Annotated in this window: 11 protein-coding genes and 1 pseudogene; 8 read left to right on the plus strand and 4 right to left on the minus strand. The window is 75.8% G+C overall.

What is annotated here, in order from left to right; genetic code table 11:
• The first annotated feature begins 118 nt into the window (after positions 1-118).
• A complete protein-coding gene (locus ABZW03_RS08255; RefSeq protein WP_355253878.1) occupies positions 119-1525 on the plus strand; it encodes an ABC transporter substrate-binding protein in 1407 nt (468 codons plus the stop codon).
• 104 nt (positions 1526-1629) lie between these two features.
• On the opposite strand, the gene ABZW03_RS08260 is transcribed toward ABZW03_RS08255, so the two are convergent.
• From ABZW03_RS08260 to ABZW03_RS08270, 3 genes are all read right to left on the minus strand, one after another.
• A complete protein-coding gene (locus ABZW03_RS08260; protein WP_049651037.1) occupies positions 1630-2052 on the minus strand; it encodes a MarR family transcriptional regulator in 423 nt (140 codons plus the stop codon).
• Between the two features lie 30 nt (positions 2053-2082).
• Entirely contained in the window at positions 2083-3348 is a 1266-nt protein-coding gene (locus ABZW03_RS08265; RefSeq protein ID WP_355253837.1) for a M48 family metalloprotease, read from the minus strand.
• Positions 3349-3492: 144 nt separating this feature from the next.
• The gene (locus ABZW03_RS08270; RefSeq protein WP_355253839.1) at positions 3493-4323 is read right to left on the minus strand and encodes a universal stress protein; all 831 of its coding nucleotides are present in this window, start codon (positions 4321-4323) and stop codon (positions 3493-3495) included.
• Between the two features lie 277 nt (positions 4324-4600).
• Between ABZW03_RS08270 and ABZW03_RS08275 the strand changes: the two genes are divergently transcribed.
• The 7 genes and pseudogenes from ABZW03_RS08275 (at position 4601) to ABZW03_RS08305 (ending at position 11790) form a co-directional block, all read left to right on the plus strand.
• The gene (locus ABZW03_RS08275; protein ID WP_355253841.1) at positions 4601-5851 is read left to right on the plus strand and encodes a CapA family protein; all 1251 of its coding nucleotides are present in this window, start codon (positions 4601-4603) and stop codon (positions 5849-5851) included.
• A 286-nt stretch (positions 5852-6137) separates the two neighbouring features.
• Positions 6138-6917 carry a 2,3-dihydro-2,3-dihydroxybenzoate dehydrogenase gene (locus tag ABZW03_RS08280; RefSeq protein ID WP_355253842.1) on the plus strand — a complete coding sequence of 260 codons (780 nt, stop codon included), beginning with the start codon at positions 6138-6140 and terminating at the stop codon, positions 6915-6917.
• 183 nt (positions 6918-7100) lie between these two features.
• Positions 7101-8252 (plus strand): isochorismate synthase DhbC, encoded by a 1152-nt coding sequence (gene dhbC / locus ABZW03_RS08285; RefSeq protein WP_355253880.1) that lies wholly within the window; start codon positions 7101-7103, stop codon positions 8250-8252.
• Positions 8249-9928 carry a (2,3-dihydroxybenzoyl)adenylate synthase gene (locus ABZW03_RS08290; RefSeq protein WP_355253844.1) on the plus strand — a complete coding sequence of 560 codons (1680 nt, stop codon included), beginning with the start codon at positions 8249-8251 and terminating at the stop codon, positions 9926-9928. Before dhbC ends, ABZW03_RS08290 begins: the two co-directional genes overlap by 4 nt.
• A gap of 37 nt (positions 9929-9965) precedes the next feature.
• Positions 9966-10583, plus strand: a pseudogene (locus tag ABZW03_RS08295) (isochorismatase family protein); the annotation flags it as partial.
• Between the two features lie 122 nt (positions 10584-10705).
• Positions 10706-10939 carry a phosphopantetheine-binding protein gene (locus tag ABZW03_RS08300; protein ID WP_355253846.1) on the plus strand — a complete coding sequence of 78 codons (234 nt, stop codon included), beginning with the start codon at positions 10706-10708 and terminating at the stop codon, positions 10937-10939.
• Complete coding sequence (locus ABZW03_RS08305; RefSeq protein WP_355253848.1) at positions 10939-11790, plus strand: AMP-binding protein; 852 nt, start codon at positions 10939-10941, stop codon at positions 11788-11790. The genes ABZW03_RS08300 and ABZW03_RS08305 overlap by 1 nt, the downstream gene beginning before the upstream one ends.
• A 77-nt stretch (positions 11791-11867) precedes the next feature.
• Here the strand turns inward: ABZW03_RS08305 and ABZW03_RS08310 are convergent, their stop codons facing one another.
• Positions 11868-13019: an amidohydrolase gene (locus tag ABZW03_RS08310; RefSeq protein ID WP_355253850.1), complete on the minus strand. Its 1152-nt coding sequence runs from the start codon at positions 13017-13019 to the stop codon at positions 11868-11870.
• Positions 13020-13078: the final 59 nt, after the last annotated feature.

Below are 13078 nucleotides of genomic sequence, written 5' to 3' on the forward strand. Positions count from 1 at the left end.
GGCGTTTTGGGTGCGCCGGCGGCCCCCGCGCGCCCCGGCGGGCCGGGGGCCCCGGCGCGGCCCCCCGCCCGCCCCCCCCGGCCGTGTCCCGGCGGCGGCCCGTCCCAGCCGCTCCCGCATCGCCGGGAACGCCCGTACCGCCCGCACTGCCCGTACCGCCCGTACTGCCCGCACCGCCCTCCTGCTGACCCTCGCTCTGCTCGTCGGCTGCGGCACCCGGCTGCCCGGCGAGGCCTTCACCGCTCGCCCCACCCTCGCCTCGCCCGCCACCGGGGTCACCGGAACCACCGGCGCGAGCGGGAGCGCCAACCCCGCCTCCGACACCGGGGTCACCCCCACCGAGATCCGGATCGGCCTCGTCACCTCGCTCACCAGCCCGGTCGGCAGCGAGGTGTTCAGCGGTCCGCGCTACGGCGCCCAGGCCTTCTTCCAGGCCCTCAACGACCGCGGCGGCCTGCACGGGCGCACCGTCCGGCTGGTGACCTGCGACGACGGCGGCAGCGGGGTCGGCAACCAGGACTGCGTGCACCGGCTGATCGACCAGGCGCACGTGTTCGCCTTCGTCAGCGGAAGCGTCCTCGACTACGCGGGCGCCCCGTACGTGAGCGGCAGGGCGGTGCCGGACGTCGGCGGCCAGCCGATCGGCACCGAGTACGACCGCTGGCCGCACCTGTACGGGATCTACGGCAGCGCCGCCCCGCGCGACGGGCGGGCGGTCGGCTGGAACGGGACGCTCTACCAGAGCACCGAGGTGTTCCGTTTCTTCAAGCAGCGCCTGGGTGCGACCAGTGCCGCCGTGGTCGCCTACAACCAGGCCGACTCGACCCGCTACGCCGGACAGCTGAAGGCCGGGCTGGAGGCCGAGGGGTACCGGGTGCTGCTCCAGACGGTGGACTTCGCGCTGCCGAACTTCCAGGCGGTGGCGGCGGCGGTGCGCGCCGACGGCTCGCAGCTGCTGTTCGACGCGATGGACTCCCGGGGCAACGCGGCGCTGTGCCGGGCGCTGGACGAGGCCGGGGTGACGGTGGCGGCGAAGGTCACCAACGTGCAGAACTGGTCGGAGACGGTGCGCACCGACTACGCCGCCTCGCCGGACTGCCGCAACGCGCTGTGGGCGACCTCGTCGAGCCTGAACTACGAGGACGAGCGGTACCCGGCGGTGCACGACTTCCGTACCGCGATGGCCCGTTACTTCCCGGACCGGGCGGCCCGGCTGTCGGCCTGGGAGCTGGAGGGCTGGGCGGGCGCGCAGTGGCTGACCGACGCGCTGGACTCCTGCGGCGCCGCGCCGACCCGCTCCTGCGTCGAGGCGTTCATGAACCGTGCCGAGCCGTACGACGCGCACGGCCTGATCCTGCCGGCCTCGTTCGTCCCGCGACCGCCGCCCACCGGGCCGACCCGGGCCTGCCTGAACGCCGCCCGCTGGCAGGACGCGGCCCGGGGCGGGCAGGGCGGCTGGGTCACCCAGGTGCCGTCGATGACCACGAACTGCTTCGACGTGCCGCAGCTGCCGTACAGGCCGTAGCGCGGGGCCGGCCGGCCGGGCGGCCACGGACACCCGGGCGGACCCGGACACCCGGACACCCGGGCGGCCACGGGGGGCCCGGGCCGCGCGCCGGAGGGGTCCGGTCAGCCCTCCTGGCCGTAGCGGGCCAGGTAGTCGGCGAAGCGGGCGACGTCCTCGTCGGACCAGTCGGTGAAGCGCGCGGTGAAGGAGAGCCGGCGCTGCTCGTTGGCGTCCCGCAGCAGGGTGAGCCCGGCCTCGGTGGCGCGCAGGATCTGGCCGCGCTGGTCGTCCGGGTCGGTCTCGCGGGCCAGCAGGCCGAGCTTCTCCAGGGCGGTGACCTGACGGCTGACGGTGGACTTGTCGAGCATGAAGTACGCGGCCACGTCGGCGGCCCGGCAGCCGCCGCGCTCGGTGATCAGGTCGAGGATGCTGTACGTGACCAGGGAGAGGTCGGGGTGCAGCTGGGAGGCCTTGTGCCGGGCGCGGCGGGCGAAGGCGGTCAGCTCGCGCTGGATGGTCTCGATGGACGACTGGCGGCCGGGCACGGCGTTCCTACCCCCTCGATATTTGTTGCACTATACAACGGATTTGCCCGGGGTCGCGCGCCGCTCCGGCGCCCGCTGCTCCGGTGCGGCCTGCCAGGCACGGGCTGCGGCGATCCGGCCGGTCGCACTCGGGTGAGTGGCGAACAGTAGCTCAAGCACCCGAGGCGGGTCGACATCCGAGACGTTCGCCACCGCCAGTCTGCGCTGCATCGCCACGAACTGCTCGACGTCCCCGGTCAGTTCGAGCGCGTGCCGGTCCGCCCTGGCCTCGATCCGGCGGCTCACCGCGCACTGCAACGGCCCCGAGAGCGCGCCCAGCAGCGCCGCGAGCGCCGCCAGCAGGGGCAGTGCCCGCGGGTCCGCCGGGTCGGTCGCCCCGGCGGCGTCCAGCAGCGGCCGCCAGGCGGCGAGCAGGCCGAGGACGGCCACCGCGACGGCCGCACCGACCGCGCCCAGCGCGGTGCCCACCGGCACGTCCCGGTGCTTGACGTGCCCCAGTTCGTGCGCGACCACCAGCTCCACCTCGCGCGGCTCGGCGGTGGTCAGCAGCGTGTCGTACGCGACGATCCGACGGGTCGCCCCGAACCCGGAGACGTACGCGTTGAGCGCGGTGGTGCGGCGGGAGGCGTCCGCCACCAGGACGTCCCGCACCCGGACGCCGTCCCGCTCGGCCAGCGCGAGCAGCGCCGTGCGCAGCTCGCCCGGGGGCATCGGGGTGAAGCGGTTGAACACCGGCTCGATCAGCAGCGGGTGGAGGAAGGAGAGCGCGGCGGTCAGCAGCGCCGCCGCGCCCGCCGCCGGCAGCCACCAGCGCTGCGGCGACCACGCGGTCAGCGTGAACAGGCCGAGGGCGAGCGGGAGCACGAGGACGAGGGTGAGCGCGAGGCCGCGCAGGGCGTCCAGCGCCCAGCCGCCCCAGCCCTGGGTCACCAGCCCGTACCGGGCCCGGACGGTCCGCACCCCGGCGCCGAACGGCAGTTGCAGCGCCTGGCCGAGCAGCAGCAGCGCCGTCGCGCCGGCCAGCACCCCGGCCGTCCGGGAGCCGCCGAACCAGCTGCCGGCGGTGGTCACCAGGGCGGCGCCGGCCGGGGTGAGGCCGAGCAGCAGGGTCAGCGCCAGGCCCGCCAGCCGCCCGCCCAGCGCCCAGGGCAGCTGGGCGCGGCGCAGCGCGCGGCCCCTCGCGCGCTCCTCGGGGGTGAAGTCGGGAGCGGGGGCGGGGTCCGGGGCGGGAGCGGAAGCGGGGGCCGGAGTACGGCCGGGGGCGGCCGGGGTCTCGGGGGCCGGGGTGGTGTCCATGGTGGGGTGCGGCTCTTCCGGTCGGGGCACGGGAGTAGGTACGGCGCTTCAGCGGTGATTCAGCATGGCGTACCCGGCCGTCCGGTGCCCACGCCAGGACCCGGAGCCCACGCCGCGGGGCCCCTGCACACCCCCGCGCGGGGCTCACTCCTCGGTGGGCCCGGTGGCGTCGTGGACACCGGCGCGCAGCAGCTGGTGGCCGAGGTCCACCAGGGCGCGGCCGACCGCGAAGTCGTCGCCGACCTGCGGCGCCGGGGCGTCGCGCGGGTTGCGGCGGGCGCGCGCGTCGCTGTGCAGCACGTTGCCGTCGGCGTCCAGCACGGCGTGCACCCGGGTGGTGTCCTCGTCCTCGACCACGTGCAGGCTGAGCTGCCAGTCCTTGGTGCGCACGGCGCCGGGCACCTGCTGTTCTGCCCCGGCGGCCGCGGCCGCCGCCGCGGCCTGCGGCGGTCCGGTGGCCGTCCCGTCGGCGCGGACGATCACCACCGGGCAGGCCCCGTGCACCGCGCAGCGGGTGGACACCGAGCCGAGCAGCGTCCGGGCGAAGGTGCCCCGGCCGCGGCTGCCCAGCACCAGCAGGTCGGCCCCCTCGGCCGCCTCCAGCAGCACCTCGGCGGCGTGGCCGAGCACCAGGCTCTCCCGGACGTCCACCGGGCGGTCCGGGCCCAGGATCTCGTTGATCTCGGCGCTCAGCGTGCGGCGGGCGGTCCGCTCGAACCCGTCGTCCACCATCGGCGCGAACCACCCGTACAGCGACGGGTACTCCCAGGCCGCCACGGCGTGCACCGTCGCCCCGGTCAGCACCGCCTGGCCGACCGCCCAGCGCAGGGCCGCCTTCGACGGCTCGGAGCCGTCGATCCCGACCACGATCCGCCGCTCCCGGGTGGGGGAGGAGCGACTGCCGTTCGCGGTCGACGGTCGGCCGCCCGTGGCCGGGGGCCGGCCGTCTGCGGGTGAGAGCTGGCTGCTGCCCATCACGTCACACCTCCCGGCCTTCGGTGCGGGGCTCGTCCCCCTGTACACCACGCTGCGCGCCCCGGCCGCCTCCGCGCCAGGGACGGGATGGCCCGGACGGGTGGGTCTATTGGGACGGCTGGGCCAGGTGTGCCATCAGGGGAGCGGCCGTCGGCCTCCCGGGCCGGGGCCCGACAGCGCCCTTTTGTGGCCGGAATGTTGTGGGCTCGGGTCCGAGGGGTGGCGATTCGGTGGCGTAGGCTGACCGTTCTCGCACCATCCTCGGGGGGATCCACTCATGCGCCGTGCCGCGGCCGCCGTCGCGCTGTTCGTCGGACTGACCGCCGTCGCGGCCTGCGGGCCGGACGACCCGTCGCCGGCCCCGGCTCCCGCCTCCGCCGCCCCCGTCCCGCCGAGCACGTCCGCGGCGCCGGACGGCTCGCCCTCCGGTACGGCCCCGGGCGGCGGCGCCCCGCCCCGGCCCGACGGCACCATCACCGTCGCCTTCGCCGGGGACGTCCACTTCGAGGGCCGCACCGAGGCCCGGCTGGCCGTCCAGCCGCCCGAGCCGGCGCTCGGCCCGATCTCCCGCACCCTCGCCGAGGCCGACCTGTCCGTCCTCAACCTGGAGACCGCGATCACCGGGCGCGGCGCCCCGGAGCCGAAGACGTACACCTTCCGCACTTCGCCCAAGGCGCTGTCGGTGCTCAAGGACTCGGGCGTCGACGTCGTCTCGATGGCCAACAACCACGCCGTGGACTTCGGTGCCGACGGCCTCGCCGACACCCTCGCCGCCAAGGACTCCTCGCCGATCCCGGTGGTCGGCTTCGGGCGCAACGCCAAGGAGGCGTACGCCCCGTACGTCACCACCGTGCGCGGGGTGAAGGTCGCGGTGGTCGCCGCCAGCCAGGTCGAGGACCTCACCAACCAGAAGTGGCGGGCCGGCGCCGCCAAGCCCGGCATCGCCTCGGCGCTGGACGTCCCGGCGCTGGTCAAGGCGGTGGAGACGGCGAAGCAGCAGGCCCCGGTGGTGCTGGTCTACCTGCACTGGGGCGACGAGGGCAAGGCCTGCCCGACCGGCCCGCAGACCACGATCGCCAAGAAGCTCGCCGCGGCCGGCGCCACCGCCGTGGTCGGCACCCACGCGCACACCATGGTCGGCTCGGGCATGCTCGGCAACACCTACATCGGGTACGGCTTCGGCAACTTCCTCTGGTACGGCACCTCCAACTACGCCAACTCCAACGAGACCGGCGTCACCACCCTCACCCTCACCGCGGACGGCAAGGTGACCGGCGAGGCCTTCGCCCCGGCCACCATCGACGACAAGGGCATCCCCCAGCCGGTCACCGGCGTCACCGCCGAGGCCGCCCTCAAGCGCCGCGACGGCCTGCGCGGCTGCACCGGCCTCGCCCCGGCCCCGCCCGCCCCCGGCGCGGCCGTGTCCACCACCCCCGCCGCTCCCACCTCTCCCACCGCTCCCGCCGCTCCCACCAAGGCGCCGACGGCGCCCGCGAAGCCTTCGACGGCCGCGACCACGGCGCGTTAACGCGCCCGCCCGGCTGCGGCCGGTCGACCGCCGCGAACACAACTCCCCGCCGGCACCGGGCCGCTACGCCGTACCCGGGTGATGCCGACGAGCTGCCGAGGACGGTACCGAGGCCGCCCGCCCCGTTCGGGGGTGGGCGGCTTCGTCGTGTCCGGGGGCGTTTCGGGTGCGGGAGGCGCGTCGCGCGGCCTCCGGGACGAGTTGACGTTCGCACAGACTCTCGGCGTAGGCGAACAGCTGTGTTAGGTTAGGCTTGCCTAATCTTGCTGGTCGGAGGGGATGTCCCGTGCAACAGTCCGAATTTTCCGGTGCCGTCGCGATGGTCACCGGGGCCGGGCAGGGCATCGGCGCGGCCGTGGTGCGGGCGCTGGTGGCCGAAGGCGCCGTCGTCGCGGCGGTGGACCGGAACCCCGGCGGGCTCGACGCCCTGGTGGCCGAGCTGCCGTCCGTGCGTCCGTACCTGCTGGACGTGTCCGACGTCCAGGCTGTGGACAGCACGGTGGAGTTGATCGAGCGCCAGGTCGGACCGATCGGCACGCTGGTGAACGTCGCGGGCATCCTGCGCACCGCCCCGGTCGTCGAACTCACCGACCAGGACTGGGCGGACACCTTCGCCGTCAACAGCACCGGCGTCTTCCACACCGGCCGCGCCGTCGGCCGGCGGATGGCGGAACGCGGACACGGGGCGATCGTCACCGTCGGGTCCAACGCCGCCGGGGTGCCGCGGGCCGGGATGGCCGCCTACGCGGCGTCCAAGGCGGCGGCCACCATGTTCACCCGCTGCCTGGGGCTGGAGCTCGCCCGGTCCGGGGTGCGGTGCAACGTGGTGTCGCCCGGCTCGACCGACACCGAGATGCAGCGCGCGCTGTGGGGCGAGGACGCCGAGGCGGCCGAACGCCGGGTGATCGAGGGCGACTTGGGTGCCTGGCGGGTCGGCATCCCGCTCGGGCGGATCGCCGCGCCCGCCGACGTCGCGGAGGCGGTGGTGTTCCTGGCCTCCGACCGGGCGCGGCACATCACCATGCACGACCTGTACGTCGACGGCGGCGCGACCCTGCGCGCCTGAGCGGTCCCGGCGGTGCTCCGCGCCGCTCCCGTCAGCACCAGCACCCCCGCTCGTCCTCCCGAAGAACCGTCCCAGACTGGAGAAACCGCCGTGACCACGGTGCACCACGCCCCTGCCGGGCCGATACCCGCCGGGCCCGACGCCCCGGCGACCGCCCTCGCCGAGGGCCCGGACCACGCCGTCATCGGTGCGGCCAGCGGACTGCTCGGCCAGTACCGGGCCGGCTCCGACGAGGCGTTCTTCGCCTCGCCGACTCGCACCCTGCTCGGCTCCGGCGTGCACGCCAGGGTGCCGCAGGACGGGCGGCCGCTGCCGGAGCGGGTCGCCGGGACGCTGGCCGAGGCCGCCCGGGCGGGGGTCGAACTGCCGCTGGTGGTCGGCGCGGTGGCGTTCGACCGGGACAGCCGGGTCGAACTCGCCGTCCCCGCCCGGGTCCGCACCGCCGGGCCGCTGTGCGACGACCCGCTGATCGCCCTGCCCGCGCCGCCGGCCGAGCGGACCGACTGGCGGATCGACCAGGTGCCCGCGCCGGAGACGTACGGAGCGGGCGTCGCGGCGGCCGTCGAGCGGCTGCGCGGCGGGGAGTTGAGCAAGGTCGTGCTGGCCCGGACGCTGGAGCTGAGCGCCGCCGAGCCGCTGGACCTGCCCGCCATCCTGCAGCGGCTGGCCCGTCGCGACCCGGGCGGCTACACCTTCGCCGTCCCGTCCGGCGGCGGCCGCACCCTGATCGGCGCCAGCCCCGAACTCCTGCTCTCCCGGCGGGGAACGGCCGTGCTGGCCAACCCGCTGGCCGGCTCGGTGCCGCGCAGCGAGGACCTCGGCGAGGACGTGCGGCGCGCCGCCGCGCTGCTGGAGTCGCCCAAGGACCTGCACGAGCACGCCGTCGTGGTGGACGCCATGCGCGCGGCGCTGGCGCCGTACTGCCGCACCCTGGAGGTTCCCGAACGGCCCACCCTGGTACGGACGGCCGCGATGTGGCACCTGGCCACCACGATCCGCGGCGAGCTGGCCGACCCCGCGGTCTCCGCCCTGGAACTGGCCTGTGCGCTGCACCCCACCCCGGCGGTCTGCGGCACGCCGACGGACGTCGCGCGCCGGGTGATCGACGAGGTCGAGCCCTTCGACCGCGGCCTCTACACCGGCATGGTCGGCTGGGAGGACGCGACCGGCGACGGCGAGTGGGTGGTCACCATCCGCTGCGCCGAGGCGCAGGAGCGGACGCTGCGGGTGTACGCCGGCGCCGGCGTGGTCGAGCAGTCCCGGCCGGAGGCCGAACTCGCCGAGACCAGTGCCAAGTTCCGCACCTTCCTGGACGCCGCGGGGGTGGCCCGGTGACGCCGCTGGAGACCGTCCTCGCCGGGTTCACCCCGTACCCCGCCGAGTTCGCCGAGCGCTACCGGGCCGCCGGGTACTGGCGCGGCGAGACCTTCGGGCGGATGCTGCGCGAACGCGCCGCCGCGCACGGCGGCCGGACCGCCGTCGTCGACCCGGGCGGCCACTCGGTGGCGACCGCCGAGCGGCGCTGGACGTACGCCGAACTCGACCGCCGGGCCGACCGGATGGCCGCCGGGCTGCTCGCCCGGGGCATCCGGGCCGGAGACCGGGTGGTGGTCCAACTGCCCAACGCCGCCGAGTTCTTCGAGGTCGTCTTCGCGCTGTTCCGGATCGGCGCGCTGCCGGTCTTCGCGCTGCCCGCCCACCGGTACGCCGAGATCGGGTACTTCTGCTCCTTCACCGGGGCGGCCGCCTACGTGGTGCCCGCCGTCGAGGGCAGCTACGACTACCGCGAACTCGCCACCCGCGTACGGGCGGAGAACCCCGCGCTGGGCCTGGTGCTGGTGGCCGGCGAGGACCCGGGGGAGCACGTCCGGCTCGCGGACGTGCCCTGCGACGGGCCCGGCCCGGAGGCCTTCGGCGGGGAGCCCGAGCCCGGGGACGTCGCCTTCCTCCAGCTCTCCGGCGGCAGCACCGGCGTGCCGAAGCTGATCCCGCGCACCCACGACGACTACATCTACTCGCTGCGCGGCTCGGTCGAGCTGTGCGGGCAGGACGCGGACAGCGTCTACCTGTGCGTGCTGCCCGCCGCCCACAACTTCCCGCTCAGCTCGCCGGGTTCGCTCGGCACGCTGTACGCCGGCGGCCGGGTGGTGCTCTGCCCGCAGCCCGCCCCGGAGACGGCCTTCCCGCTGATCGAGCGCGAGGGCGTGACCATCACCGGGCTGGTGCCGCCGCTCGCCCTGCTCTGGCTGGACGCCGCCGAGCGCGGCGCACGCGGGTACGAGAGCCTGGAGGTGCTGCTGGTCGGCGGCGCCAAGTTCAGCGAGGAGGCGGCCCGCAGGGTGCGCCCGGTGCTGGGCTGCACGCTGCAGCAGGTGTTCGGGATGGCCGAGGGACTGGTCAACTACACCCGGCTGGACGACCCGGAGGAGCTGATCACCACCACCCAGGGCCGGCCGATCTCGCCGGACGACGAGGTCCGGGTGGTGGACGACCAGGACCGGGACCTGCCCGACGGCGCCACCGGCCACCTGCTCACCCGCGGCCCGTACACCATCCGCGGCTACTGGAACGCGCCCGAGCACAACGCCGACTCCTTCACCGCGGACGGGTTCTACCGCACCGGTGACCTGGTCCGGCGCACCCCGACCGGCCACCTGGTGGTCGAGGGGCGGGCCAAGGACCAAATCAACCGGGGCGGCGAGAAGGTCGCCGCCGAGGAGATCGAGAACCACCTGCTCGCGCACCCCGCGGTGCACGACGCGGCGGTGGTGTCGATGCCCGACCCGTACCTGGGCGAGCGCACCTGCGCCTATGTGGTGCTGCGCGCCGAGCACCGCGAACAGCCGCCGAAGGGCGTCGAGTTGAAGCGGTTCGTGCGACAGCGCGGGCTCGCCGAGTACAAGGTGCCGGACCGGGTCGAGTTCGTCGCCGCCTTCCCCGCCACCGGGATCGGGAAGGTCAGCAAGAAGGACCTGCGCGCCGCGATCGCGGCCTCGCTGACCGCCCGCTGATCCCCCTGCCACGCCATCGAGTTAAGGAAACACCACCGTGGGCCTGCCCCGCATTCCCCGCTATCCCATGCCCACCGCCGAGGAGCTGCCCGCCAACCGGGTCTCCTGGACGGTGGACCCGGCGCGCGCCGTCCTGCTGGTGCACGACCTGCAGAACCACTTCCTGGACGCCTTCGACGCGGAGGCCGCGCCGGTGCCCGAACTCCTGGGCAACGTCGCGGCGTTGGCCGACGCGGCGCGCGCCGCGGGCGTCCCCGTCGTGTACTCGGCACAGCTCGGCGGGCAGAGCCCGGCCGAGCGCGGGCTGCAGCAGGACTTCTGGGGCCCGGGCATCCCGGACGACCCGCGGGCCACCGCCGTCGCCGAGGCCGTCGCCCCGGCGCCGGGCGACACCGTGCTCACCAAGTGGAAGTACAGCGCCTTCGTGCGCACCGAGTTGGAGCGGCTGCTGCGCGAGCAGGGGCGGGACCAGCTGGTGATCACCGGCGTGTACGCGCACATCGGGGTGCAGGCCACCGCCTGCGACGCCTGGATGCGGGACGTCCAGGCCTTCGTGGTGGCCGACGCGGTCGCCGACTTCGGGCCGGAGGAGCACCGCGGCGCGCTGGCCTGGGTGGCTGGGCGCTGCGGGGTGGTCGACACGGCGGAGGCCGTGCTCGGCGCGCTGGGCTCGGGCGCCTCGGGCGCTGCGGGCGTTGCGGGCTCTACGGGCGGTGCGGATGCCGCGGGTGTCGCGGCTGTTGCGGAGATCGTGGAATTCGAAGGGGTGGGCGGCAAGTGACGGGTACGGGCTTCACGGTGGAGCGGATCCGGGCCGAGGTCGCCGACCTGCTCGGCGAGGACCCGGCGGAGATCCCGCTGGACGAGAACCTGGTCGACTGGGGGCTGGACTCGATCCGGCTGATGGCCCTCGCCGCGCGCTGGCAGGAGGCGGGCGCCGAGGTGGCGTTCGTCCAGCTCGCGGAGCGCCCGGCGATCGAGGCCTGGGCCGAACTGCTGGGCGCGGCGTGATGGCGGCCGGGGCGGGCGGGGCGGTCCGGGACGCGGTGCGCGGAGCGGAGCCGCCGGCGGCGCCTTCAGCGCCGGCCGGGCTGACCGCGCTGCCCTCGGCGCCCGGGCTGTCCCCGGCGCCGGAGCTGCCTCCGCTGCCGCGCCGGGCGGTGCGCTATCCGGCGACCACCGCGGTGGGCCCGGTCGAGGCGCAGGCGGCCCGGACGCCGGACGCGCCGGCGCTGGTGCTCGCGGGCGGGGAAACCGTCGGCTACCGGGAGTTGAACGCCTCGGCCAACCGGCTGGCGCGCGCCCTGGCCGCCCGTGGCGCCCGTCCGGGCGCGGTGGTCGGGCTGGCGGGTCTCCGGGACCCGGCGGAGCTGCTGACGGCGCTGCTGGCGGTGGCCAAGTCGGGCGCGGCGTACCTGCCGCTGGACCCGGCGGACGCACCCGGGCGGCGGGAGCGCCTGCTCGCGGAGAACACGCCGGTCTGCGTGCTGGGGGAGGGGGTGCCGGGTGCGCTGGCCGGGCTGGAGACGGACGGTGAGCTGCCCACCGACCCGCCCCGGGCGCTCACCCCGCACCACCTGCTCTGCGTCGGGTACGGCCCGGGCGGGCGCCCGACCGCCGTCCGGCTCACCCACGGGGAGGCGGACCGCCGGGTGCGCGAGCTCCAGGCGGAGCACCCGCTCGGGCCGGGCGACCGGGTGCTGCACCTGGGCCTGCCGCTCTGGGAGTACCTGTGGCCGCTGCGGACGGGCGCCGCGGTGGTGCTCGCCGACCCGCGCCTGGAGGGCGAGCTCGGGGCGCTGGTGCGGGAGCTGGGCGTGACGGCGGTGCGGATGGCGCCGGGGGCGCTGCTCGGGGGATGACAGCCTTCAGCGAACAGATGTCAGATGACAGATTTCAACATCTGTTCGCTGAAAGTTGTCAGTTGTTCGCCCGCCGGTCAGCGCGCCCCCGCCGCCAGGTCCGCCGCCGTCCACGCCATCGCCACCGCGCCGTCCAGCACCGCCCGCTCCGCCGCCGCGCCCAGCGCCGCCTCGGCGAACGCCGCCTCGTGCGGGGCGCAGGCCCCGCCCGTGATGTCCAGCACCGGATGGATGGACGGCACCGCGTGCGACACGTTCCCCATGTCCGTACAGGCGAAGGGCCCGCTCTCCACCGGCTCCGGCCGGCCGAGGGCCGCCGCGTTGGCCCGCCACAGCGCCAGCAGGCGGGGGTCGGAGCGCATGTCCAGGTAGTCCGGTTCGGGCCGGGTCAGCTCCACCTCGCAGCCGGTGGCGAGCGCCCCGGCGCGGAAGCAGTCCTCGACCCGGGTGCGCAGTTCGGCGAGGTCCTCGGCCACCGAGGCCCGGATCTCGTACTCGGCGCTCGCGCTGTCCGGGATCAGGTTCGGCGCCGTCCCGGCCGCCGTGGTGATGCCGTGCACCCGCCACTGCGGCGGGAGTTGCTGGCGCAGCAGCCCGATCGCGACCTGGGCGACGGTGAGCGCGTCGGCGGCGTTGCGCCCCCGGTGCGGGTCGAGGCTCGGGTGGGCGGCGCGCCCGGTGTAGCGGACGGACAGCGTGCCGAGCGCGAAGGAGCGGAAGTCGGCGACCTCGACGGGGCAAGGGTGGACCATCATCGCCGCGTCCACCCCGTCGAACGCCCCGGCCTCCAGCAGCAGCGCCTTGCCCGCCCCGCGCTCCTCGGCCGGTGCGCCGATCACCCGTACGGTGAGCCCGAGCCGGTCCACGTGCGGGGCGAGCCCGAGCGCCGCGCCGATCCCGGCGGCGGCGATCAGGTTGTGCCCGCAGGCGTGGCCGAGCCCGGGCAGCGCGTCGTACTCGCAGACCAGCGCGACGGTGACCGGCCCGCTGCCGAGGCGCGCGTCGAACGCGGTGGCCAGCCCGTGGGCGGGCGCGGTGACCGAGTAGCCGTGTTCGCGCAGCAGTTCGGCGCACCAGGCGGCCGCGCGGTGCTCCTCGAAGGCGGTCTCGGGGTGGGTGTGGATGCGGCGGCTGAGCGCGAGCAGGTCGGCCCGGTGGGCGTGGACGCGCTCGCGCACGGCCTGCTTGGCCTCGGCGGGCGGAGCGATCGGCGACTCGGTCAGGGGCATGGGTGGCGCCTCCGGGATGTCAGGGGCCCGGCCTTGCGGGGCCGTTGACCAGATCCTAT

It is taken from the genome of Kitasatospora sp. NPDC004799 (genome assembly GCF_040609095.1).
In the GTDB taxonomy this organism is placed as follows: Bacteria; Actinomycetota; Actinomycetes; order Streptomycetales; family Streptomycetaceae; genus Kitasatospora.